This window comes from Vibrio ponticus, from assembly GCF_009938225.1.
GTDB lineage: Bacteria > Pseudomonadota > Gammaproteobacteria > Enterobacterales > Vibrionaceae > Vibrio > Vibrio ponticus.
The window spans coordinates 435,356-456,717 of record NZ_AP019658.1 but is presented as its reverse complement, the minus strand read 5'-3'; the positions used below and the strand labels follow the sequence as shown (position 1 = coordinate 456,717).

At 43.6% G+C, this 21,362-nt stretch carries 23 protein-coding genes; 8 read left to right on the top strand and 15 right to left on the bottom strand.

Going from position 1 to position 21,362, the window contains the following annotated elements:
• Positions 1 to 101 precede the first annotated feature (101 nt).
• A complete protein-coding gene (locus GZN30_RS16570; protein WP_075648814.1) occupies positions 102 to 1,805 on the top strand; it encodes a phospho-sugar mutase in 1,704 nt (567 codons plus the stop codon).
• A 59-nt stretch (positions 1,806 to 1,864) separates the two neighbouring features.
• Here the strand turns inward: GZN30_RS16570 and GZN30_RS16565 are convergent, their stop codons facing one another.
• The gene (locus GZN30_RS16565) at positions 1,865 to 2,617 is read right to left on the bottom strand and encodes a transglutaminase-like domain-containing protein (RefSeq protein ID WP_075648813.1); all 753 of its coding nucleotides are present in this window, start codon (positions 2,615 to 2,617) and stop codon (positions 1,865 to 1,867) included.
• A gap of 120 nt (positions 2,618 to 2,737) precedes the next feature.
• Here GZN30_RS16565 and GZN30_RS16560 point away from each other — a divergent pair, with 120 nt between their 5' ends.
• Positions 2,738 to 3,064, top strand: coding sequence for a hypothetical protein (locus GZN30_RS16560; RefSeq protein WP_075648812.1), 327 nt, complete (start codon positions 2,738 to 2,740; stop codon positions 3,062 to 3,064).
• A 10-nt stretch (positions 3,065 to 3,074) separates the two neighbouring features.
• On the opposite strand, the gene GZN30_RS16555 is transcribed toward GZN30_RS16560, so the two are convergent.
• The 3 genes from GZN30_RS16555 to GZN30_RS16545 form a co-directional block, all read right to left on the bottom strand.
• Positions 3,075 to 3,842: a helix-turn-helix transcriptional regulator gene (locus GZN30_RS16555; RefSeq protein WP_075648811.1), complete on the bottom strand. Its 768-nt coding sequence runs from the start codon at positions 3,840 to 3,842 to the stop codon at positions 3,075 to 3,077.
• Positions 3,843 to 4,262 (bottom strand): GNAT family N-acetyltransferase, encoded by a 420-nt coding sequence (locus GZN30_RS16550; RefSeq protein WP_075648810.1) that lies wholly within the window; start codon positions 4,260 to 4,262, stop codon positions 3,843 to 3,845.
• Between the two features lie 105 nt (positions 4,263 to 4,367).
• Positions 4,368 to 5,003, bottom strand: coding sequence for a LysE family translocator (locus GZN30_RS16545; RefSeq protein WP_075648809.1), 636 nt, complete (start codon positions 5,001 to 5,003; stop codon positions 4,368 to 4,370).
• Positions 5,004 to 5,248: 245 nt separating this feature from the next.
• On the opposite strand from GZN30_RS16545, the gene GZN30_RS16540 reads away from it, so the two are divergent.
• The 3 genes from GZN30_RS16540 to GZN30_RS16530 all read left to right on the top strand — a co-directional run bounded on the left by GZN30_RS16540 (position 5,249) and on the right by GZN30_RS16530 (position 7,206).
• Positions 5,249 to 6,082 (top strand): AraC family transcriptional regulator, encoded by an 834-nt coding sequence (locus GZN30_RS16540; RefSeq protein ID WP_075648808.1) that lies wholly within the window; start codon positions 5,249 to 5,251, stop codon positions 6,080 to 6,082.
• Positions 6,083 to 6,167: 85 nt separating this feature from the next.
• Complete coding sequence (locus GZN30_RS16535) at positions 6,168 to 6,878, top strand: AzlC family ABC transporter permease (protein WP_075648807.1); 711 nt, start codon at positions 6,168 to 6,170, stop codon at positions 6,876 to 6,878.
• 13 nt (positions 6,879 to 6,891) lie between these two features.
• Positions 6,892 to 7,206, top strand: a complete 315-nt coding sequence (locus GZN30_RS16530; protein WP_075648806.1) for an AzlD domain-containing protein — start codon at positions 6,892 to 6,894, stop codon at positions 7,204 to 7,206.
• A gap of 99 nt (positions 7,207 to 7,305) precedes the next feature.
• Here GZN30_RS16530 and GZN30_RS16525 read toward each other — a convergent pair whose 3' ends face one another.
• Both GZN30_RS16525 and GZN30_RS16520 read right to left on the bottom strand, forming a co-directional pair.
• Complete coding sequence (locus tag GZN30_RS16525; RefSeq protein ID WP_075648805.1) at positions 7,306 to 7,920, bottom strand: fumarylacetoacetate hydrolase family protein; 615 nt, start codon at positions 7,918 to 7,920, stop codon at positions 7,306 to 7,308.
• Between the two features lie 146 nt (positions 7,921 to 8,066).
• On the bottom strand, positions 8,067 to 9,113 hold the full coding sequence (locus GZN30_RS16520) for a porin (protein ID WP_075648804.1): 1,047 nt from the start codon (positions 9,111 to 9,113) through the stop codon (positions 8,067 to 8,069).
• A 575-nt stretch (positions 9,114 to 9,688) separates the two neighbouring features.
• Between GZN30_RS16520 and GZN30_RS21465 the strand changes: the two genes are divergently transcribed.
• A complete protein-coding gene (locus GZN30_RS21465; protein WP_075648803.1) occupies positions 9,689 to 10,222 on the top strand; it encodes a type II secretion system protein in 534 nt (177 codons plus the stop codon).
• A gap of 36 nt (positions 10,223 to 10,258) precedes the next feature.
• Here GZN30_RS21465 and GZN30_RS16510 read toward each other — a convergent pair whose 3' ends face one another.
• On the bottom strand, positions 10,259 to 10,936 hold the full coding sequence (locus tag GZN30_RS16510) for a pyridoxamine 5'-phosphate oxidase family protein (protein WP_075648802.1): 678 nt from the start codon (positions 10,934 to 10,936) through the stop codon (positions 10,259 to 10,261).
• 118 nt (positions 10,937 to 11,054) lie between these two features.
• Between GZN30_RS16510 and pdxR the strand changes: the two genes are divergently transcribed.
• Positions 11,055 to 12,476 (top strand): MocR-like pyridoxine biosynthesis transcription factor PdxR, encoded by a 1,422-nt coding sequence (gene pdxR, locus GZN30_RS16505; protein WP_075648801.1) that lies wholly within the window; start codon positions 11,055 to 11,057, stop codon positions 12,474 to 12,476.
• A 37-nt stretch (positions 12,477 to 12,513) separates the two neighbouring features.
• Here pdxR and GZN30_RS16500 read toward each other — a convergent pair whose 3' ends face one another.
• The 7 genes from GZN30_RS16500 to GZN30_RS16470 form a co-directional block, all read right to left on the bottom strand.
• On the bottom strand, positions 12,514 to 13,143 hold the full coding sequence (locus tag GZN30_RS16500) for a DsbA family protein (protein ID WP_075648800.1): 630 nt from the start codon (positions 13,141 to 13,143) through the stop codon (positions 12,514 to 12,516).
• Positions 13,144 to 13,245: 102 nt separating this feature from the next.
• The gene (locus tag GZN30_RS16495) at positions 13,246 to 14,115 is read right to left on the bottom strand and encodes a patatin-like phospholipase family protein (RefSeq protein ID WP_075648799.1); all 870 of its coding nucleotides are present in this window, start codon (positions 14,113 to 14,115) and stop codon (positions 13,246 to 13,248) included.
• Positions 14,116 to 14,245: 130 nt separating this feature from the next.
• Entirely contained in the window at positions 14,246 to 14,755 is a 510-nt protein-coding gene (locus GZN30_RS16490; protein WP_075648832.1) for a GNAT family N-acetyltransferase, read from the bottom strand.
• A gap of 19 nt (positions 14,756 to 14,774) precedes the next feature.
• A complete protein-coding gene (locus GZN30_RS16485) occupies positions 14,775 to 15,506 on the bottom strand; it encodes an SDR family oxidoreductase (RefSeq protein ID WP_075648798.1) in 732 nt (243 codons plus the stop codon).
• A gap of 172 nt (positions 15,507 to 15,678) precedes the next feature.
• Positions 15,679 to 16,317, bottom strand: coding sequence for a pyroglutamyl-peptidase I (gene pcp / locus GZN30_RS16480; RefSeq protein WP_075648797.1), 639 nt, complete (start codon positions 16,315 to 16,317; stop codon positions 15,679 to 15,681).
• Between the two features lie 8 nt (positions 16,318 to 16,325).
• Positions 16,326 to 17,231 carry a DUF979 domain-containing protein gene (locus GZN30_RS16475; protein WP_075648796.1) on the bottom strand — a complete coding sequence of 302 codons (906 nt, stop codon included), beginning with the start codon at positions 17,229 to 17,231 and terminating at the stop codon, positions 16,326 to 16,328.
• A 3-nt stretch (positions 17,232 to 17,234) separates the two neighbouring features.
• A complete protein-coding gene (locus GZN30_RS16470) occupies positions 17,235 to 17,939 on the bottom strand; it encodes a DUF969 domain-containing protein (protein WP_075648795.1) in 705 nt (234 codons plus the stop codon).
• 831 nt (positions 17,940 to 18,770) lie between these two features.
• On the opposite strand from GZN30_RS16470, the gene GZN30_RS16465 reads away from it, so the two are divergent.
• Positions 18,771 to 19,634 (top strand): GGDEF domain-containing protein, encoded by an 864-nt coding sequence (locus GZN30_RS16465; RefSeq protein WP_075648793.1) that lies wholly within the window; start codon positions 18,771 to 18,773, stop codon positions 19,632 to 19,634.
• A 129-nt stretch (positions 19,635 to 19,763) separates the two neighbouring features.
• On the opposite strand, the gene GZN30_RS16460 is transcribed toward GZN30_RS16465, so the two are convergent.
• Entirely contained in the window at positions 19,764 to 21,263 is a 1,500-nt protein-coding gene (locus GZN30_RS16460) for a sulfatase family protein (protein WP_075648792.1), read from the bottom strand.
• Between the last annotated feature and the right edge of the window lie 99 nt (positions 21,264 to 21,362).

The following is a 21,362-nucleotide window of genomic DNA, read 5'->3' as shown; positions in this document are numbered from 1 at the left end:
GACAAATTAGTTTAGCGATTGCGCTCTCGTAAATGATAACTACTATCACTTACTATTTCGTTATAACACCTGAAGGTTACTCCAGAAGAAAGGGAAAAGAGATGAATGAACAAATCACCCAATGGTTAGCTATCGATCCAGATCCTCGTACTCGTGAGGAACTTCAACGTCTAGTGGATGAGCAGCAAACTCAAGAGCTGGAGGATCGTTTTCGCAGCCGTCTAGAATTTGGTACAGCTGGATTACGTGGCAAAGTGGGAGCAGGACCGAACCGTATGAACCGTTTGGTTATCCAGCAAACTGCCACTGGGCTCGGACAATACCTGATTCATCAATTTGATGATGCAAAACAACGTGGTGTCGTGATTGGTTATGACGGTCGTCCAGACTCAAAACAATTCGCGCACGACACAGCTGCAGTTTTAACCGCGCTGGGCATAAAAGTCTATTTAACTCATGATGTTGCCGCAACGCCAATCGTTGCTTTTGGTGTAAAATACCTCAATACCGTTGCGGCAGTCGTCGTAACCGCAAGCCACAATCCGCCAGAATACAATGGCTTTAAAGTCTACTGGGAAAATGGTGCGCAGATCATTCCACCGCACGATTCCGGAATCGCCCACCATATCGATGTCGCCGCCGAATCACCATTAGAGCTGTTGTGCGTTGAAGAAGCGGTTGCTCTCGACCGCTTAGTTTGGCTAAAAGACGAATATTATCAAGCCTATAGAGACGCAATGAATGGTAACCCGCTACTCAAAAATCATCACAACCCTGACGGTATTGCTATCGCATATACTGCCATGCATGGTGTTGGTGCGCGTATGGCTGAAACCTTGCTTGCCGATGCAGGTTTCAATCAAGTTTACAGTGTAAAAGAACAACGCGAACCAGACGGTCGCTTCCCAACCGTTAACTTCCCTAACCCAGAGGAAGCGGGCGCGATGGATATGGTGGTTGCGCTCGCCAAACAACACAATGCTGATATTGCCTGTGCTAATGATCCTGACGCGGATCGTTTTGCTGTTGCTGTGAGAAAACCAGACGGTGACTACCAAATGCTTACCGGTGATCAAGTCGGGTCGCTATTTGGACACTATCTATTGAGCCAAACCGATGCCAGCAAACAGTTAGTCGGGAACACCATTGTTTCATCGACGCTACTGGATAAAATTGCCAAATCTCACGGAGCGACTTACTACCAAACCTTGACTGGCTTTAAGTGGCTGACAAACGTTGCGATGCAAAAGCAAACTGCAGACAGCCAATTCTTGTTTGCTTATGAAGAAGCACTAGGTTACACCGTTGGCAATAAAGTCTGGGATAAGGATGGTTTATCTGCCCTAGTGGCATTTGCACAACTTACTGCGGAATTACATAACCAAGGTAAAACCATCTGGGATCAATTGGAAAGCCTGTATCGTCAGCACGGCATGTATGTCAATGCACAGCGCAGTATCGCGCTAGCACCTAATACGCCACCTGTCGGTGAAAAACTTCGCGCCAACCCACCAACTGCCATCGCAGGGCGAGCTGTTGAATCCACTGAAGATCTAAAATCACTGCAAAAGATCTACGCCGACGGGAATACGCAAAACATTGATTTACCACCGAGTGATGTGCTGATTTACCATTTGTCAGGCGGTGCGCGCGTTATTGTTCGCCCTTCCGGTACGGAGCCAAAACTGAAGTGCTACTACGAAGTGATTGAGCCGTTTGCCGCTGAGGAAGACTTCCAAGTTGCACAAGAGAAAGCGCAACTCGCAATGGATATGTTGATAGCTGAACATCAACATATGATTTAATTTAACTCATTGATTTTAAGCGGGTATTTAATGCCCGCTTTTTTTCATTTATCTACATATCAACTCTTTACAAACGCACCAATATCACTTGGATCTCGCAGAGATTGCGCAATGCCATGCTTTCTTATCCGTTTAACATTGCTGTTAATCAAATGACGCAGTACATAACGGTAGAGAAACTTTTTCGCCCCTCTCAAGTTACTACCTCGCGTTAAATAAAAGGTATCTGGCTGGGCGTAAATACCAAAGTCATCCGCTATTCCTTCTTTCTGTATGTAGGTATCTTCGCCAAACCAATCTATCTGAGTATCTCTCAAACAATTGACTGCGACACCATAGCCAGAAAATGCCGCACATCCTGAGCTAAAATGCTGTTGAACCTGAGAGAGGTAAGGTTTATCTAAAATATAACCTTCTAAGTTCACCCATTTGCCATTGAAATAGACCTCGACCCAACTGTGAATAATCTTTTCCGGTGCGAGCTTGAAAAGGTATTTAGGAATCGCACCAACCTGCAACTGGTTATAAATAGTAAAACCATGCAACCGAGTAGGAATACCAACTGCTCTAAGCAGAGCCATTAACAGAGTGCCTTTGGTATTACACTGCCCGTAACCATCTTTTAAGACCTGACTGGCTGGTATTGTGTCATCGGCATTATAGCCAAATACGATCTCATCGCGGACAAATGCATAGATCTCATCAATTGCATCATATTCATCGTGTTTGTGCCAAGTACGAGCTTTTATCAGCTGCTGGATTGCTTGATCTTCAAAATCCAACATCTCAGTTTTTTGTAAGTATTGCTTCATACTGCCCTCCTCATTGATTAACAGTAGGATAGCCAGTAACTGGAAAGAAAAATTGAATAAACTTGCTATGCTCTATTAATCGGTACATCAATAAATGCGAGTAAAAATATGACAGGGAATATGCGTTATTTATTAATCGTTACGCTAGGAATTGCCGCAAATGCGCATGGTTATGGAAAGATAGAAAATATCGAGAATTGCGCCAAGTTGCTACCGGAAGGGCACCAATACGCCGTTTCAATTCAAGTAAACGTCGACAAAACCCGCCAACCGAGTACCGTTGCGGGTCAAATATCAGTAAATGCCGACACAGACAGTCAGTTTGAGAAACAAGTTCAACCGTTTGTTGACTGCGTTGGACCACTTGTTAAAGTTGAAGTCGAGCCCATTAGTGAAGAAGAAAAACTAGAGTCACTCAAGCCACTATTTCGCGATATAGTCTATTAAACTCAATACCTTAATTGTCGAGTTTAAACATCGCTTTCGATTGTCGTATCGATATACCAAAGATCGCTTTGAACGTGCGGCTTAAGTGGGCACTATCGGAAAAACCTGCTCGATAGGCGGCATCTGTCGCCGTTTCTCCTGCAATGATAAGCTTCACCGCGCAAATTAATCGGCGCCATAATAAATACGGGCGCCAAGCGATCCCCATCTGCTGTTTAAACAGATGTAAAAAGCGGCTCTCTGATAAAGCAAGCTCCTTGGCAACTTGTTCTGCACGCCAATTTTCTGGCTTCAAACACTCGTTAGTAAAGCAAAGATTCAGTTTTGAAATGAGTTGGTTAATCCTGTTGTCATTCACACTCACCTCACCCAAATAGTGCTCCCAGTGAACTTGGTCGTCTAACTGATTGAGAAAACTTATGATCTGCTGATAAGGAAAATCGATATCGAGTTGTGTCAATGCTTCGCGAGTACCATCAAATGGCAGAACATCGGCATTACTCAGTAGCTTTAAAAGCTGACGACCTATTTCTGACTGAGGCTCAATCAGCACTACCCAACCTTTTTGCATATTGAGAATATGAGGAACGTTGCTGTTAAGCAGCGAGCAACGCACTTCCCTATCATCTGATGTTTGATTGTCACTCAACAATAACGAGCCCGTACCACAAAACATGGTTAACTGTAGCAACGGATGATTGTGCTGCTGAGTATCCACCATCTCACCATAGCTGACGAGCATGCCAGGTATCACCCAAACTTGAGGAGCAACCGCCATCTAGCCGATACTCTTTTGCAGAAAGATTTTATCGACATTCGGCATTGGGAACCCTGTGAATCGCCCCACCTCTTTGAAACCCATTTTTAGGTAGAACTCACGAGCTTGGAAAGTAAAAGTATCCAGGCAGATGGTTTCAACCCCAAGCAGCTTCACTTCACGTTCAACACGCTCGAATACTTGAGTCCCTAATCCAGTTTTTCTCTGACTCTCATCAATCCAGAAATACTCGATAAAAAGCGTGTTGGTAAACACCTCACCAAACAGCCCACCAGCAAAGTGATCGAATTGATCTTTAACAATACAGGCAACAGTTTGGCTATCTTGATCTGGAAAAAACCGAACGTTATAACTGCGTAATCCCGCTAAAATATCGCTTCTTGCCGATTCAGGTGGGTTTAATAAAAACTCCATTTGCATCGTACAACTCCTTTGCACACTTAATATGCCGATCAATGGTCAGGGTAGTGAATAACAAATATAAAAAAGCCAGCTTAATGCTGGCTCAATCGATTATAACGTCAATTACGCAGTAAAAAACGAGCTTAGCATCCAGATAGCTAAAATTAGGAAGATAGCTCCCATAAATTTATGCTGGTAGTTTCTGAACTTAGCGTTTTCTAACAAACCCTTACCGAGTGTTCCGACCAACGCAACCAGCACTAAGTTAAATAGTAGACCGAGTACGTTAAGCAGTAGACCAAGTGCAAGCATCTGTTCGCCAGAGCTTGCCGCGATGTTACTTGAGACAAATTGTGGCAAGAACATCACAAAGAAGACCAGCGCTTTAGGGTTAAGCAGATTACTAATTAAAGCACGCTGATAGAAGGTCGTCGCCATCTTGTTCTGCTGATCAAGTTCTGGGGCATCTGCCGCTTGAGAGCGAACACAATCCCAACCCATTTTTAGCAGATAAGCACCGCCTAGTAGATGTAAAGCTTTAAGCGCCATTGGGCTCATAGCAATTAGCGCAGAAACACCCAGGGCAGCAAGTAAAGTCAGAATAATTCCAGAGGTTGCGTTACCTAGGCTAGCAAAAACGCCAACTCGTCGCCCATAGCTCATACTTGAACTGGCGATCAGCAACATATCTGGACCTGGCAGCAACAAAAGAGCCACCACTGCCGTTAAATAGAGCGGCAGAATAGACATATCGATCATAATTATTAATTATTAGGAACAGGACGGCGCGCATTTTATATTGCATTAAGATCGATATCTAGCCCATAACACCAAGATTAAAGTCAGATTTAGACTATATGCCACCACTAGCATTTGCACTTTAGCCTGATAAACAAGGATGTGGGTTCAAACTGTGCTATGTTGCAAACAGCAATTTTGTACAAAAACTCTCAATGAGTTTGAATTACTCTATGCGTACAGGCGATCTTGCAAGGAGTGCAGTGATGGAAAAAAAGGATTTTACTGAAGGCGCAACCTTTCAAACCGCTGGGGAGTTGGGAGGGCTAGAATTTATTGAAGCTAAGTATAAAACCCACAACTTCTCCCGTCATAGCCATGAAGGCTATACCATCGGTGTGATTGAGAAAGGTGCGCAACGCTTCTTCCGTACAGGGGGCAATCATATCGCCCCGCAAGATAGCATCATTTTAGTGAATGCCGACCAAGTGCATAATGGTCAAAGCGCGACGGAAGATGGCTGGGAATACAAAGCCATGTACCCGCTTCCAGAGCAGTTCGCGACTTTAACCCAGGGGCTCAACTCAGAGACTGTCATCCCTTACTTCCCTGAGCCTGTGGTTTATGATCCCGAAATGGCACAGCAACTCAGGCTAGTTTTCGATACCCTTGAAAATTCTGACAACCGTCTGTTACGCGAAACCTTGGTTTACGGAACGCTGGTTAAACTCATGAGTCGGCATGGCAAAAAACGCCGCGAATATGAGCCAAACACTCGTAGTAAGCAACAATTACTGGTAGCGAAAGAGTTTCTTGATGATTTCCCTCAAGCGGATGTCTCTTTAGAAGAGCTCGCCAAACTAGCGAATCTCAGCCCGTATCATTTTGCTCGCTCTTTTCAAAAAGAATTCGGGTTTCCACCCCATGCCTATCAGGTGCAATCTCGGCTGCGTTATGCCATCCGCTTGATGAAACAAGGTCATACGCTATCGGATATTGCTCAAGAGTCCGGCTTTCATGATCAAAGCCATTTGCACCGCCACTTTAAGCGCGCAATGGGCGTTACACCGAAGCAATATATGAAATCGATAAACATATAAATTAAGAAGCGCAATTTTATACAATTTCTTGTTCTCTTCTCATGGCGAAATAGAACTATAACAAGCGCACAACTGAGGAGAACCAATGAATACAGACGTACAAGTTATGCCAAGTAGATACTCATTATTTATGCAAGGAACCGTGGCGATGATCCCGCTTAGTGTGGCAGTCATTCCATGGGGATTACTCGCCGGCTCCTATGCCATTGAATCCGGGTTAACTCCCATTGAGAGCCAAGCGTTATCAGCGATCTTGTTTGCCGGTTCCGCTCAACTGGTTGCCACCGGTATGATTAAAGCAGGCGTTGGGCTAACAACGATGTTGCTCACGACCTTATTTATCACCTCCCGTCATTTTCTGTATAGCGTTTCAATGCGTGACAAAATAGGTCCCTTGCCGCTGCGTTGGCGTTTGGCTTTAGGCTACCTACTCACCGATGAGCTGTTTGCAATTTGTGGCAATCAATCAGACAAGCGTTTTGAACCTTGGTATGCGCTAGGTGCGGGTTTGAGCTTCTATATCTGCTGGAATCTGGCAACTTTTGTTGGCATTGTCGCAGGCAGTTATATACCTGCACTCAATGAACTCGGTTTGGAATTCGCTGTTGCCGCAACCTTTATTGCGCTGGTCATTCCCAACATCAAAAACTCCCCCACCTTTGTCGCGGTGGTGGTCGCTTTAGTGCTTTCGGTGACATTAAATCTATTACAGATCGAAGGAGCGTTAATGGTCGCCAGCCTTGGTGGCATGTTAGCGGGTTATTTAGTGGAAACGATGGTTAAAAAGTCGAGCTAGAGAGGAAACAGCGATGATTATGTTATCAATTTTGGCAATGGCAGCATTGGTTTTCTTCAGCCGTTATGTGTTTCTTGAGCCTAAGTTACCACTGCGCTTAGCCCCTCAACTACAAAGCATGTTGAGTTACTCAGGACCAGCTGTTTTGACAGCCATCCTCGCGCCGATTGTATTCGCGCCAGAGGGTGATTTGTGGTTAGCACCGACTAACCCCTATTTGCTCGCATCTATTCTAGCCTGCTTGATCATCTACAAAACAGGCAACGTATTATTGACGACCGTAATTAGCATGCTGGTATTTTTGGTCCTCAATAATTTAGTGTTTTAGTGAGTAGAAATCACAATAGATTCAAACTGTCGATACTCACTCCAGATACGTAAAACGCCAGCATAGTGCTGGCGCTTTGGCATTCGCTGATTTAGGCATTTAACTGGCGAGCCACTCAATTTCAATCAATGTTTTACCAGCATGAATTAAACGACCTAAGAAGATATCTCCAGCTTGGACTTCTCCTACCCCTTTTGGTGTGCCTGTCATGATCACATCACCGTCACACAACGTGGTGTAACTTTTAAGCTCATCGACAATCACTTGCGGAGGATAGATCATCTGTTTGACGCCGCCTCGCTGAACACGTACGCAGTTAATAAACAACTCGATTTCTAACTCGTCGATAGTTAAACCTTGCAACGAGATAAAACGACTAAATACCGCCGAGCCATCAAATGCTTTGGCTCGTTCCCAAGGCAAGCCTTGCTGTTTAAGTGTGGCTTGTAATTCTCGCTTAGTAAGATCTAACCCTATCCCTACAGCCGATAACTGCCCATTGTTAACCACGAAACAGATTTCACCTTCGTAGTGTAATCTTTCTTGGTGATAGGCGGTTAATTGGTTGGTTATCGCAGTTGAGGGCTTATTGAAGACCACCATCTGTTCAGGCACAGCATTGTTCAGCTCCGCAATATGATCGAGATAATTACGCCCAACACACAGCACCTTCGTCGGCTGAATTGGGTTGTCTTCAACAATAATAGAGTGCATGCCATCGTCCCTGAATTTTCGTGAAGGCACATTCTAGCCAAAGATTGTTTCAGGCAAACAATATTCGCTAACTAAAGTAAAAAACTCAGAGCTTGCGCTCAAAAGCAAACTCTGAGAAGAAAGGCAGAACTTAATTAGGTTTGGGTTTAGAAGAAGTAGCGAGCACCGACTGTGTACTCGTCGTTTTCTTCTTTGTTGATATCATTGCCTAGGTCGATTTGGTAACCAGCGAAAGCAACTAAGCCAGAAGTCACGGTGTATTCTACTTGAATAGCCGTTTCACTATATTGCGTCTTATCAGTCTTATCATCTTCAACTGATTCATAGTTAAGTATTACGTTTACACCATTATCCAGTCCAAATGCTGCAATCGCTTCGTATTGCTTAGTATCGTCTAATCCATTGTAAAAGTTGTCGTTATCACCATACACTAAGGCAACATATAGCCCTTTGCCGTAATTACCATAATTGGCAGCAAACACGTGCGAACGAGCTTTCTCTGAGTCAACATCACCTTGGTTGTAGACATAACCTAGTCCAAAGCCTGCAAACACCGTACTAACTGCAATTTGACCACGAGCATCATAATCAACTCCAGTAGTGACGGAAGTCACTTCGCCTGTTACTAGGTTTGCTACCTGTGAACTTGAAGTCTCAGTATTTTCACCTTGCCAGCCTAAGCCAATATTAAATGCAACATCATCTGAAGCTCTTAGGGTATTACGGTAACTGACCATTTTTTCAGCACGCGCTGAGCCCAATTGATTGAAGTTTTTTCCATATAAAAAATCATTAGCAAACGCGATAGGTTTATCTGCCACACCTGCAACGTCGTAATAAGGTGCCCATTGAGTCCCTACAACTAAGCGACCAGCTTGTTCATGAGTAGCACCGATATAGCCAAGACGTGTGGAAAATGTTGTTTCACTTCCTTCTAGGTAGTTAATTCTCCATTCACCTTTGGCATCAATTGTTACGCCATTGCCAATCTCTTTTTTACCTTCAACATTAAGACGTGGAGAAACCTGATGTACCTTGAAATCTTCAGATCCGCCATATTCACCCACACCAACATCTACGTAGCCACCGATAGCTAAAGATGTGCCACTTCCACTATAAACTTCCGCTGCAAATGCACTGGTCGATGCCAGAAGAGTAGTCGCCACTGCCATGGCAATATTTGTCATTTTCATCTTTGTATTTCCATATTCTATTTGATAGCAAGCCGAAGCAACGGTACTACCACAATCCGCTGTTCCCACTTAAAAGCTAGTAATAGAACTGTAACTTTCAAATTGAAAATGAAATAAGTTTCCGAAAGTCACAGCAAACTATCGTCTAGTTTATATTTCTATTTATGTAAGTTATTAATCATGAAGCAATAATAACTACCACCCACCAAAACAATAAACTTTGCGACCGACATCACACTTTGTAATATTTACAGAAAATCACCCTATTTGAGTGCGCTAGTTATCAATTTCAGAAATATAAATTCTTGATTGTATTGACTCCGTTATTTTCCTTGAGTCAACTAAGTTACTTAGATGCAATATCCAACCTGAAAATGATCAATTTTGATCAAAGGCAGTGAAGTCATTTGGCTTAACTGACTAATTAATTTAAGCCAAATGGCGTCTAGAGAAATATTGGAATTTTATTACTCACCACTGCCAATAGTGAGCAATACGTCGTGTTTTATCGATGAAAAAGTAGACTCAACCAGTTTCATAGTTATGCTACGGGCAAGTTATAGGAAGAAGTCATTATGTCTCTATTAAGCCGTCAGAAACGTAACCGCACTGCTGCCCGCATTCGCTCTCGCGTTAAAGGATTCACCCTAGTTGAGTTAGTGGTCGTCATTACTATATTAGGTATTCTCGCTGTTACTGCCTTAAGTACTTTTCAATCATTTCGTAAAGATGCCAAAATCTCCGCACTACATGGGGCGAAGGATGCGTTTGCTACTTTAAACACGCAGGTGTATGCCAAAGCAGTACTTCAAGGAGAAGAAAACACAGTAGCCAGCATGAGTAACATCGATCTCGACGGTGATGGTAATAACGATATTAGAGGATATTATGGGCGTATTTATTATGTTCTACAGCTTGAGAAATGGTTGATATTAGGCGATGACTTTACCATTAGCAGCCCATCCCGTGGCAACCCTGCTAACCCAATATTTATTATTGGATTTGGTCCGAACAAACCGACTACAAGCACTAAATGTCATGTCGAAATCTACTACCCCCAAGATGCCTCGGGTGATGTTAGATATGGAGTAGTCAGCGACAAGTGTTAACCTATCACTGACATTTATTTCAACCACTCTTGATACTTAAGATATTTGAGTATCAATGTTGTCAAACCACCGATTCCCATAAGCATCTGAATAGTTCGGTTCGCTTATTCCCTGCGCCAACGTAGCGCTTGGTTTTAGTGGACCAACAACGGTCTTATACGGGATGAAGCCCGCCCATGCTGGTATATCTAAATCAGCGTTATCGTCATTCACTTCTCCACCACTGATTTTAACCGAAGCTTCGGTTAAAGGAATCTCAAGCAGCATAGTGGCATCAAGCTCTTTATCGCTACTTAAGCGAATATCCTCACAGCGTCCTGGAGCAATCTGCTCAATAAAGTGATTGAGTAAGCGGTCTTTCTCACCACGATCTTCAACTCGCTCAAAACTGCCAAAAACAACCGCTGAGCGGTAATGCGCACTGTGATGAAATGCGGAACGCGCCAGAACCCAACCGTCAAACAAGGTAAAGGTTAAACAAGTTTGTTCACCTTGCGCGAGGTTACGCATTAGACGGCTATTGTTAGCACCATGAATATAGACCTTGTCGTCAACTCGCCATGCCAGCATAGGAATGACAACAGGACCAGATTCTTGATTGATAGCGATATGCGCAACCAAAGAGTGATCAATCACTTGATACAAGGTTTCGACATTGTCTTGCGCTTTATGAGCAGCTTTTTTGACTGTGCTACGCGGCGTATTGGATAACATAAACTTCCCTAATAAACATTGCTTTAGAGTCAATATAATCGCAAACTGGCATTATCAGGAGAGCCAATTTTAGCTAAAATATAGATCCAGTTATAAAAGCCAATTACGAGAGTCAGCCATGCCGCATATTGATACTGGAGATCTAAAACTGCCCGATAACTGCACAACGCTGCAGCAAGGTTTATTCGACGCGATTCGAAGCAAAATCGTACAAGGATACTGGGCTACCGCGAGTCAAATCCCTTCGACACGCAAGCTCGCCGAAGAACTAAAAATTAGCCGCAATACGGTCTCAGCTACCTATGAACAATTGGTATTTGAAGGCTATATTGAAAGCCGCAAAGGCAGTGGGTTCTACGTCTCACTGGAACTGCCAGATGATTACCTTCCAGAACATCACTCTCAGCCAACTGCGCTAATCAGCTCGGTTAGCCTGAATAAAAACCGTGCTTTTGCTCCTGGAGTACCTGACCTGTGCCAGTTCCCATTAAAAAAGTGGCAGCGTTATGTGCAAATACACGCCTCACGCCCGTCAATATTAGGTAATGATGACGTGCAAGGATGTCATGAGTTACGCCAAGCGCTAAGTGATTACTTGTCCGCTAGTCGCTCGGTAATGTGCAATGCTGAGCGGATTATTATTACCAGCGGCGCGCAGCAAGCCCTTTCTATCGCCGCAATGGCGACACTAAATAGTCAAGATACTCTATTACTGGAATATCCAGGTTACGTGCAAATGGATAAAGTTGCCCGCCTGTTTAAATTAAATAAACACCCTATTGCGGTTCATCCTGTTACTGGACTCGATATAAATGCACTATTGGCTACCAAAGCAAAAGCGCTCTATGTCACACCTAGCAACCAGTATCCAATGGGGACAACCATTAATACTGAACAACGGCTTAAGATCATTAAATGGGCTCAGCAGAACAAAGGGTGGATCATTGAGGATGATTATGACAGCGAGTTTCAATTTGCCCACCGCCCCTATACCAGTATGCAAGGCTTAGCTGGGCAAATTGGTCTAGACGATCACGTTATCTATATTGGCTCACTCAGCAAGGTCATGTTTAATGGTTTACGTTTGGGCTATATGGTGGTGCCTGAGCACTTAGTGGCAAGATGCAATGAAATCAAAGATGCTCTAACCGGAGATTCACCTGTACATATGCAATATGCCTTAGCCGATTTTATTGCCGATGGGGAACTATTGCGACATATCCGCAAAATGCGACGTCTATATAAACAGAAGCATCAAACGATCACCGAAGCGATTGAAAAGCACTTCGGCGCTAATATCGAGATCATCAGTCAAGCAAGCGGTCTTCACGTCACTCTGCGTTGGCATGGTGGCATTGATGAAGAAACCCTGCGAATGAAAGCTGAGCAACAAGATATCGTAGTGCGAACGCTGAACTACTATGAACCTGATGGTAGCAATGGACGTGATTGGCGTGGCGTTGTGCTGGGTTACGGCAACACGTCTCTGAGTGACATCGAGCCGAAAATAGCCAAGCTCGCAGCATGTTTTGCAGGCTAGGCTAAATAGCTCGTTACTCTAGCTTCACCCGTTAACATTAACTCGCCATAAGTTGTCGAATCTGTTCGATCGTTTGCTGGGCGTTTTGATAGTCAATCGCCAGTTCAACCAGTTGTCCTTCGCGCTCAAAAAACAGTGAAGGGAAGCTGTTGCCACCTATCGAGCGAGCGAAGGCGATTTCACGCAGCATAGCTTGATTAAGGCTTTCACTGTGCAGATCTTGGCTAAACTTTTCACAATCGAGTTGAAGCTCTGCAGCAAGCTGTTCTAATACTGGGGTATCACTTGGGTTTAAAGCACGTAAGTAATACGCTTTTTGAATAGCACTGATCATTGCTCGCTCTGCCCCTTGTTTTCTCGCAGCGAGCACTGCGCGACAAGCGGGATAAGTGGATCGACGTGGCGTGTTGTCCGTCCAGAACTGATAGTTAAACTCCGTACCGAGATAATCAGCAATCTTACGCCAATAGGAAGCGATTTGACGCTGCATTTCTTCTGGCATTGGCTCATCACTATCTGGGGCTAATCCGCCAACCAAATATTGAATCTCCAAGCTGGTCGCAAAATCATGAGCCAGTGTTTGCTCAATTTGTTTCCACGTTGGTTGATAACCCCAACACCATGAACACATTGGATCATGAACATAATAGAGTTTCGCTTTACTCATCTCACCGTCCTTGTTCTTTCTCGATTCTTTTGTCTCAGTTCTCGACTCTAAGCTCTTTGATCTCGACTCTAAATTCTAAGATCTAAACTCTCGCCTCTCACTCTACAAGCAAAAATGACAATTCTGATCATCCAGACCATGCGTACCATTGCGACTTGCGATATGTTGCTGACCTGCATCTAAGCCCATCTGGTAGCCTTGGTCAAGCACTGCTCGATTCATGGTCAGACGTTTTACGGCAAATTCATCGGGCGGGGCTATCACACGGATAGTCGCATCACTTGGTGGATTACGAATAAACTCTAGCGATTGGTTGTAGTTGTCCGCTCGAACTAACATAGATTCCGCTACCGTTGGATAACGAGCCAGCAAGCGTTTCATTAGCCAAGGAGCGCGAGCTGGACGCATCTTGTAATTCAGCGGTTGCGATAGCACCACGGTAATATCACGCGCACCGCGACGATACGCTTCTTTAACGGGAATAGAATCCGCTACCCCACCATCGGTATAGCAGCCACCTGAAAAACACGGTGTTGTGCGGTAGGCAATCGGCAGTGCGGTTGTCGCCTCTAACACATTTTCTAGGTTACAGGGTTTCAATTGAAAATAGTCGGCATTGCCAGTTTCAATGTTCGTCACTGCCGCATACATCGGGATTTGATAAAGTGCATTTTCATCCAATGGAAAACGATGATTAGACTCTTCAATCAACCAACGTACATCGACTAAATCACCACCACGCGCAAAGCGAGCGCGGTTAAAAAAGCGCTTATCGGTCGCCAACTCGGTAATCACTTGATAGCTTCGACCCGGCGCGTGAGACAAGTAGCCTAGTAAGTTAGATGCCCCAGCTGAAACACCTATTACAAAATCATAGGGTTTAAACTCTTGCTCCATAAAAGCATCTAATACGCCGCAGGCAAAAATGCCACGCATTGCGCCACCTTCCACTACCAAGGCTTTGTTTGTCATTACTAACTCTGCATATTCATTATTGTTTTGAGTATGAGAAGATTAGCGAAACATGTGCCACAACTCTAATTGCTTAAAGTTATCGGACTAATCAGCAATTTCTATCAATATGGCGCAACCCCAGTAGTAGTTAGCTCAATTGCTTGTAAAAATAGACGGTCGCATCTAGTTCACCATTAGAGCTCAAGGCAAATTGCGGAATTTCACCCACTTGTTGATAACCAATGCGTTGATAAAGCAATGACGCCATGTCTCCTTTACGCGTATCAAGCACTAACAGCGAAACGCCCAACTCTTGCGCCGAATGCTCCATCATGCTCATCAACGGTTTACTGATCCCTTTGCCTCTGTGCTGAGTTTTGACCATCAACTTCTCTACTTCGCCACGATGTCGACCATTTGCTTTGGAGCATAAGCCCAACTGCACTGCGCCAATAACGTGTTGCTGTTCTAGCACGATATACAGTTTTCGCTCACCTTCTCTCAAATCCGCTTCCACATTGAGCCAGTAATCATCGGCTTGCGAGCTTTCAATAGGTAATACAAAACCAATCGACGCCCCCTGTTCCACGCTATCAATCAATAAATCACGTAGGTCAATTTCATAACCAGCAATGCTTGATATTTCCTTATATTCCAACATGTACTACTCCTTGAGGTTAATTGCCGCCCGCAATATCAATAAATGATCCGGTCACAAATGAAGCTTCGTCACTTAGCAACCAGGCTATCGCGCTAGCCACTTCTTCAACTCGCCCGCCTCGCTTGAGCGGTATCTTACTTGCTAAACGGTCAACTCTTGCATGCTCGCCCCCATCGGCATGCATCTCCGTATAAATGCAGCCAGGTCGAACACCATTGACCCGAATATTGCGTTCTGCCAACTCAAGAGACAATCCTTTGGTTAGCGAATCCATCGCGCCTTTAGATGCGGCATAATCAATATATTCAAACGGCGCGCCTGTTCTTGATGCCGCCGAAGAAACATTGACGATTGAACCGTCGCTTGGAAGCTGTTTGATAAACTCTTTACTACAAAGAAAACAACTCATGACGTTGGTATCTAGAATAGTGCGAAAACGCTCTGAACTGATGTTTTCCAAAGTGGATTGTAAGGAAAGAACACCGGCATTATTGACCAAGTGAGTGACGCGACCATATCGACTGGTTACTGCTTTGAACATCGCTTTCACTTGCTGTTCATCTGCGACATTCGCTTGAAATGCAAAAGCTTCACCACCTTGCAGTTGTATTTCCGTTACTACGCTTTCTGCGGACTCAGCATCATTAACGTAGTTCACACATACCCAATAGCCTTGATTCGCCAACAGTTTGCACGTTGCCGCACCAATGCCTCGACCACCTCCAGTGACAATCACTACTTTTGCCATCCTATCTCCTAACCCTTTCGCTTCCTTACAACTATCGAACTAGTGTTCTACATCAATGGTTAAGTTTCAACCAGTTGGATACCTTCTTTTACAATTGCTTTTTTACTATTGATATCACTCTCAGAAACGAAAAAGCCCGCACAAGGCGGGCTCAAGATAGATGTTGTCGAACTTAGCAGATTTGACCTGCGGTAATCGCAATATCTTGTTTGTTATCGATCGTTGCCTGAGCAACCAAACGTAAACCTTCAACAATCACATCCAACGACATGGTTGCTTGGTTACCGGTGGTATCTTGCGATGGCAATAGAGGAATATGCACGAAACCATGAGCAATATTCTTACCACTTAAGTAATGCTGTACGCCATAGAATAAGTGGTTACACACAAAAGTACCCGCCGTGTTCGATACTTGGCATGGAATACCGTTTTCTTGTAGCGTGCGTGTGATTGCTTTGATTGGCAAAGTCGTAAAGTAAGCATCTGGACCGTCGGCTACAACCGGCTCATCAACTGGTTGATTACCCCCATTGTCAGGAATACGGAAATCATCCACGTTAATCGCGACACGTTCAGGCGTAATACCAGCACGACCTGCTGCTTGACCAACCGTGATAACAAAATCTGGTTGATGTTGTTCAATTGCTGCGATAACCGTATCTACCGACTCATAACGAGTGACTGGCACTTCACATACGACAATCTCACCACCATCAAGCTTTGCTTGAGCCAGTTTATTCACCGCTTCTAGCGCAGGGTTAATTGACGCGCCACCAAATGGTTCAAAACCAGTAATTAGTACTTTTTTCATCATTATTCTCAAAACGCAAAGCTATACATAAGGAAGATATTAAACGTTAGAATCGCCAAACCTGGGATCACCTGCATCATAATAACATGATGTTTATTCTTCAGTTCAAGGAGCGCTGCAGGTACAACGTTAAAGTTGGCAGCCATTGGCGTCATCAGTGTACCGCAGTAGCCAGACAGCATACCTAACACACCAATAATTGCTGCGTTACCGCTATGATCTAGGATAAGTAGTGGAATACCGATACCTGTGGTGATAACAGCAAACGCCGCGAACGCGTTACCCATAACGATAGTAAATAGCGTCATGCCAACACAGTAAGCAATCACTTTCACTAACAGCATGTTTTCTGGGATCATAAGCTTCACAATTGAAGCTACGGTATCGCCCACTCCTGCTTGGTTAAACAAGTAACCTAGCGCGGCAAGGAATTGAGACAGAATCGCCGCCCAGCCTATCGAGTCAATCAAACGACGACCTTCATTCAGACTGTGCATTGGCTGACTCTTAGTGATCACCAAAGCTACGATAATCGCCGCAATAGAGCTAATGCCTAGACCAACTAGCGCACCTAGAGAAGTTAGCTGGCTGATCAAAACTGTACCAGCAGGAACGACAATCGCTGGAATAAACAGTTTGTTTTTTAGAACGGAAGCACTTTGCTTACGCTCTTGATCATTGGTTGTGCCGTAGTTGCCTGTGCCCATAAAGCCACCAGCCGCTAAAGCTGTCAGTGCTAAAACCATCACACCGGTTACCCAGTGAGGTATCATCGCACCAAAAATAAACGTAATGCCATAGATTAGCCAAAATAGACCACTACCAATACGTTTAGGGTTCTGTTTATCAAGAAAACTTTGCAGTGAAAAAGCTAGTAGCAGTAAGCCGGTAGCTTGGTATACATATTCAAGCATGGATTATTGCTCCTGTTGCGACGCGTTGGTCGCTTCTGTGGTTGTCGCTTTATTTAGACGCGCACTGATGTACTTAGTGTAAATTCCAAATACCACAAACGATGCGATAGCTGTTGGCAGCGCCCAAAGCGCCATTGTTTCCAATTTCACATCAAGTTGGTTATCGCCCATTACGCCTTTAATCAGTAGTAGACCACCAGTACCAATAAACAGCAATTGGCTGAAGAAGTTGCCAAAGTTCTCACTTGCCGCAGACAGCGCGCGAATCGTTTGACGTTTCTCATCAGCGAGATTCGGTGATGCTTTCTCAGCTGCCGCTTCTGACATAGGTGCAATCAGTGGACGAATCATAGACGGGTGACCACCAATGTTTAATCCCATACCATTGGTGATCTTACGCAGCAGTAAGTAAGTCATTAAAATCTTACCCACTGAGGCTTTTTTCATTGAACCAATCAGATCTTCTGCACGTTGACGCAAACCGTAACGCTCCAGAATACCAATCATTGGCAGTACCAAAATAAACAGCGACATGTAACGGTTCTGGGTAAAAGATTGACCAAGAGCAGATAGAATATCCATCACCGCAATGTCTGCCACCAAACCAGTAGCAACACCAGCAATTAAAATTACCAATAGAGTATTTTGCTTTAGAGCCAACCCTACAGTGATTATCACAATGCCAATTAATGGCCATAAATCGATCATAGGTTTTCCCTAAACTTCCCGTAATTATTATTTTCAATCAATACGTTAGAAATTCGTATTGACGCTTCGAGTATAAGGAACAAAAAACACGTGCTTCAATCGGGATTTTTTGTGATATCCAACAGGTTATTTTGTCGAAATCCACCATGAGATCGGATCTGTTTCACACAAAAGGCTGGTATAGCAAGTGACGCAAAAATCCATTTGTTCGCTATATTCGTAAAGACACCTGTCAATAAGAGCAAAAGGAACCCGCTATGTACCGTAAAGCACTCTGCACAATAGCCATTACAACACTGCTACCCCACTATGCGCTTGCAACTAACGACAAGCTGGTCGAGGGTAATGCTATGACAATAAGTGGAGATAGCTACACTGCCAATATTAACACAGTGAGCAATAAGTGCTTTGCTCACTACCAAAAAAGACCAACGCAAAATTAGTTAGAATCATTACCCTCTATCAAGGAAGACATTTATCTCTTCCAAGTAATTCATTTTGACGAAGAACTAGTTATATGTAAAATCCACCAATTACTATTATTAGGCTAATAAAAGCCAACCTTCTTATATAAAAATATCATATATATGACGCTCTTTAATTAATGTAATCTGCATTATTAAAGAATACGACAAGTCCGCTTTTTGTTTTTTACCGCATCCTTGTAGGAAAAAACTTGCAAATAACACAAACCAACTACAACCGGAATGAAAACAAACCAAAAACACAATAAAATTCACTAACAATAGTTAATTAGTGCGACGCAAATCAACGAAGCAAGCCCACTTTTAACTTAAGGTTATATAAAAGAATAATGAAATAAAGGTCAACATGGAACTCGACCCTAAATTGCAGCAAGGATTCTTCGAATCATTCCCTGGCTTCTTATCTATATGCGATGAAGAGCATCGTTATGTATACTTGAATAAAAATTTGATAGATGCATTATCTATAGCATTAGGCGACAACACTATTTTACCAATAGGTTTAACAGGTTTAGAATATGCTGAGCATCTACCGACATATATTGCTGATTTTATACGTTCTAGCTATTGGGAAAGTGTCAAATTTTCAAAATCTCAAGTGAGTGTTTCTAAAGAGTTAAGCTTCAAAAATTCAGATGAAATTCGTTATTTTGAAGTAATTAAATTCAAACATATCATCGATGGTAAAACTTATATTTTCACAAATTCAACAGATATAACTGAACTCAAACGAGATATAGAAAAATATCGCACTGAATCTTTAATAGACCCTTTAACCGGGTTATATAATCGAAGAGCATATAGCGCACGTGCGAATGAACCTATTAAGCCTAATAGTTTTGTGGTGGTAATCGACCTAGATAACTTCAAGCTAGTCAATGATCGCTTCGGGCACAACGAAGGTGATGATGTACTGACCGACTTTGCCCACTTGCTCGCTTGCTGTTTTCGCAATAAAGACTTTTTATCACGCAGTGGCGGAGACGAATTTGTACTGGTGTTAGAGTCTTTAACTTCGACATCAACGCTGACTAAACGCCTTGATAAACTAGAAGTCTATTTTAAAACAGCTTTTCATGACAAGTATCCCTTCCTTGGTTGGAGCTATGGATTTGAAAAAATTGGCAATTCACTTACCAATGCCTTCGAATCTGCCGATCAGCAAATGTATGAATATAAAAACTCAAAAGTTACCAAAATGAAGCTATAGCATCCTATACAGAACTACTACTGTCTATAATGCTTTCCCTACTACCAACACTAAATAATTACTACCGCTTGAAGTAGTGGTTTAGGGCTGATAAAAAATACCCCCTGCATTTGGCAGGGGGTAATCACTTTACGCTTTAGGTTTGCTGTGATGGTTTAGTAGAATCTCATCACTTTCAATCTCTTTGCGGTATTCTTGGTACGCCTTCGTTAGCTCATCAATTTTCGACTTCATCTCAGGTTTACCAATTAGGTTAAACACCTCATATGGGTCTTCCTCGATGTTGAACAGGTATTTACCTTTACCGTCGCGGTCAATGATCAACTTGTAATCATCAATACGCACTGCGTATTCGTTGATTGGGTCATCTTGGTAAGGCATGTCGATGGTCCAAACCATTGGTTTGCTACGTTCAACTTCGCCACCTTTGAATGCGGTAGTAAATGACACACCATCAATTGCGCGGTCAGTTGGCAATTCAAAACCAATCATTTCTGACAGTGTTGGCACAATATCTAGACCATAAACTGGCTCATGGGATGCACTGCCCTGTTTGATGCCAGTACCTGCCATAATTAGCGGTACGCGAATACCACCTTCAAACAAGTTATCTTTACGACCACGTAAACCACCTGTTTCACCTGCCATGTTCAGTTCCCATGGCTTACGCGCTTCACGGGTTACCGGTCCGTTATCTGATGAGAATAGGAAAATCGTGTTGTCGTATTCACCCAGCTTTTTCAACTCGTCAACGATACGACCAAGTTGTGCATCCATGTAAGTAATGTTGGCGTAGTACTCACCTTGACCACGATATGGCTGACCTTTCCAGTCCCAGTGGTAAAGATCTGGATTCTGTTTCGCGAAATCCGTGATGTAATCGCTGTACATGTCCAAATATTCTTTTGGTGACGCGATTGGCGTGTGAACTTCAGGGAATGGTACATACAAGAAGAACGGCTCTTCTTTGTTGATGCTGTTTAGCCATTGAATAGATTCATCGGCAACCACACCGCCAGCGAAGTCATTGGTTTCACCGACAGGTTTACCATTGCGGATAAAGTTATCAGGGTAAATTTTACCATGACGTAGGCTACCATCTTCACGAGGCTTTTCTACTTTGGCATTCTTTTGCCAACCCGCGTACATCGCAAATGAGTAGTCAAAACCTAGGTCTTTCGCTTGTGGGTGATCATCCATGTGCGCGCCACCATTTAGGTGCACTTTACCCATCAGCGCCGTGTTGTAGCCTTCGTCTTGCAACATGTGAGCAAGCGTACGCTCACCCCAACCAATGTGTACGTTTTGGCTATCTGGGATCCAAGAACGAATACCTGTACGGTATGGAGTACGACCTGTCAGCATACCCGCACGTGAAGGTGAACACAGCGGTGCTGGCGCGTAGTACTGGGTGAATTTAATCCCTTGTGCGGCAAGCGCATCAATGTTTGGCGTCTTAACAATTTGGTGACCGTAAGATGCCAAATCTCCATAGCCAAGGTCATCGACATAGAAAAGTACCACGTTTGGCTTGTCTGCCGATTTTGTTTCCGTTGTTGCATTGCTTGCACAAGCTGATGTGGCCATCACAGTCATTGCAATGGTGCTTGCTAGTAATGTCTTTTTCATTATTTTTCCTTCGAATAGAAAATCCAATACTTGGATCCGTTACCCACCACACCTCGCTCCCACCGCAGCGAAAGCAAGCTGTAGAGAATTCTGTTTATT

Bases quoted from the DNA above. Each gene is read 5' to 3' on its own strand.
- GZN30_RS16570 (WP_075648814.1), top strand. From the start codon at position 102: ATGAATGAACAAATCACCCAATGGTTAGCTATCGATCCAGATCCTCGT.
- GZN30_RS16565 (WP_075648813.1), bottom strand. From the start codon at position 2,617: ATGAAGCAATACTTACAAAAAACTGAGATGTTGGATTTTGAAGATCAA.
- GZN30_RS16560 (WP_075648812.1), top strand. From the start codon at position 2,738: ATGCGTTATTTATTAATCGTTACGCTAGGAATTGCCGCAAATGCGCAT.
- GZN30_RS16555 (WP_075648811.1), bottom strand. From the start codon at position 3,842: ATGGCGGTTGCTCCTCAAGTTTGGGTGATACCTGGCATGCTCGTCAGC.
- GZN30_RS16550 (WP_075648810.1), bottom strand. From the start codon at position 4,262: ATGCAAATGGAGTTTTTATTAAACCCACCTGAATCGGCAAGAAGCGAT.
- GZN30_RS16545 (WP_075648809.1), bottom strand. From the start codon at position 5,003: ATGATCGATATGTCTATTCTGCCGCTCTATTTAACGGCAGTGGTGGCT.
- GZN30_RS16540 (WP_075648808.1), top strand. From the start codon at position 5,249: ATGGAAAAAAAGGATTTTACTGAAGGCGCAACCTTTCAAACCGCTGGG.
- GZN30_RS16535 (WP_075648807.1), top strand. From the start codon at position 6,168: ATGAATACAGACGTACAAGTTATGCCAAGTAGATACTCATTATTTATG.
- GZN30_RS16530 (WP_075648806.1), top strand. From the start codon at position 6,892: ATGATTATGTTATCAATTTTGGCAATGGCAGCATTGGTTTTCTTCAGC.
- GZN30_RS16525 (WP_075648805.1), bottom strand. From the start codon at position 7,920: ATGCACTCTATTATTGTTGAAGACAACCCAATTCAGCCGACGAAGGTG.
- GZN30_RS16520 (WP_075648804.1), bottom strand. From the start codon at position 9,113: ATGAAAATGACAAATATTGCCATGGCAGTGGCGACTACTCTTCTGGCA.
- GZN30_RS21465 (WP_075648803.1), top strand. From the start codon at position 9,689: ATGTCTCTATTAAGCCGTCAGAAACGTAACCGCACTGCTGCCCGCATT.
- GZN30_RS16510 (WP_075648802.1), bottom strand. From the start codon at position 10,936: ATGTTATCCAATACGCCGCGTAGCACAGTCAAAAAAGCTGCTCATAAA.
- pdxR (WP_075648801.1), top strand. From the start codon at position 11,055: ATGCCGCATATTGATACTGGAGATCTAAAACTGCCCGATAACTGCACA.
- GZN30_RS16500 (WP_075648800.1), bottom strand. From the start codon at position 13,143: ATGAGTAAAGCGAAACTCTATTATGTTCATGATCCAATGTGTTCATGG.
- GZN30_RS16495 (WP_075648799.1), bottom strand. From the start codon at position 14,115: ATGACAAACAAAGCCTTGGTAGTGGAAGGTGGCGCAATGCGTGGCATT.
- GZN30_RS16485 (WP_075648798.1), bottom strand. From the start codon at position 15,506: ATGGCAAAAGTAGTGATTGTCACTGGAGGTGGTCGAGGCATTGGTGCG.
- pcp (WP_075648797.1), bottom strand. From the start codon at position 16,317: ATGAAAAAAGTACTAATTACTGGTTTTGAACCATTTGGTGGCGCGTCA.
- GZN30_RS16475 (WP_075648796.1), bottom strand. From the start codon at position 17,231: ATGCTTGAATATGTATACCAAGCTACCGGCTTACTGCTACTAGCTTTT.
- GZN30_RS16470 (WP_075648795.1), bottom strand. From the start codon at position 17,939: ATGATCGATTTATGGCCATTAATTGGCATTGTGATAATCACTGTAGGG.
- GZN30_RS16465 (WP_075648793.1), top strand. From the start codon at position 18,771: ATGGAACTCGACCCTAAATTGCAGCAAGGATTCTTCGAATCATTCCCT.
- GZN30_RS16460 (WP_075648792.1), bottom strand. From the start codon at position 21,263: ATGAAAAAGACATTACTAGCAAGCACCATTGCAATGACTGTGATGGCC.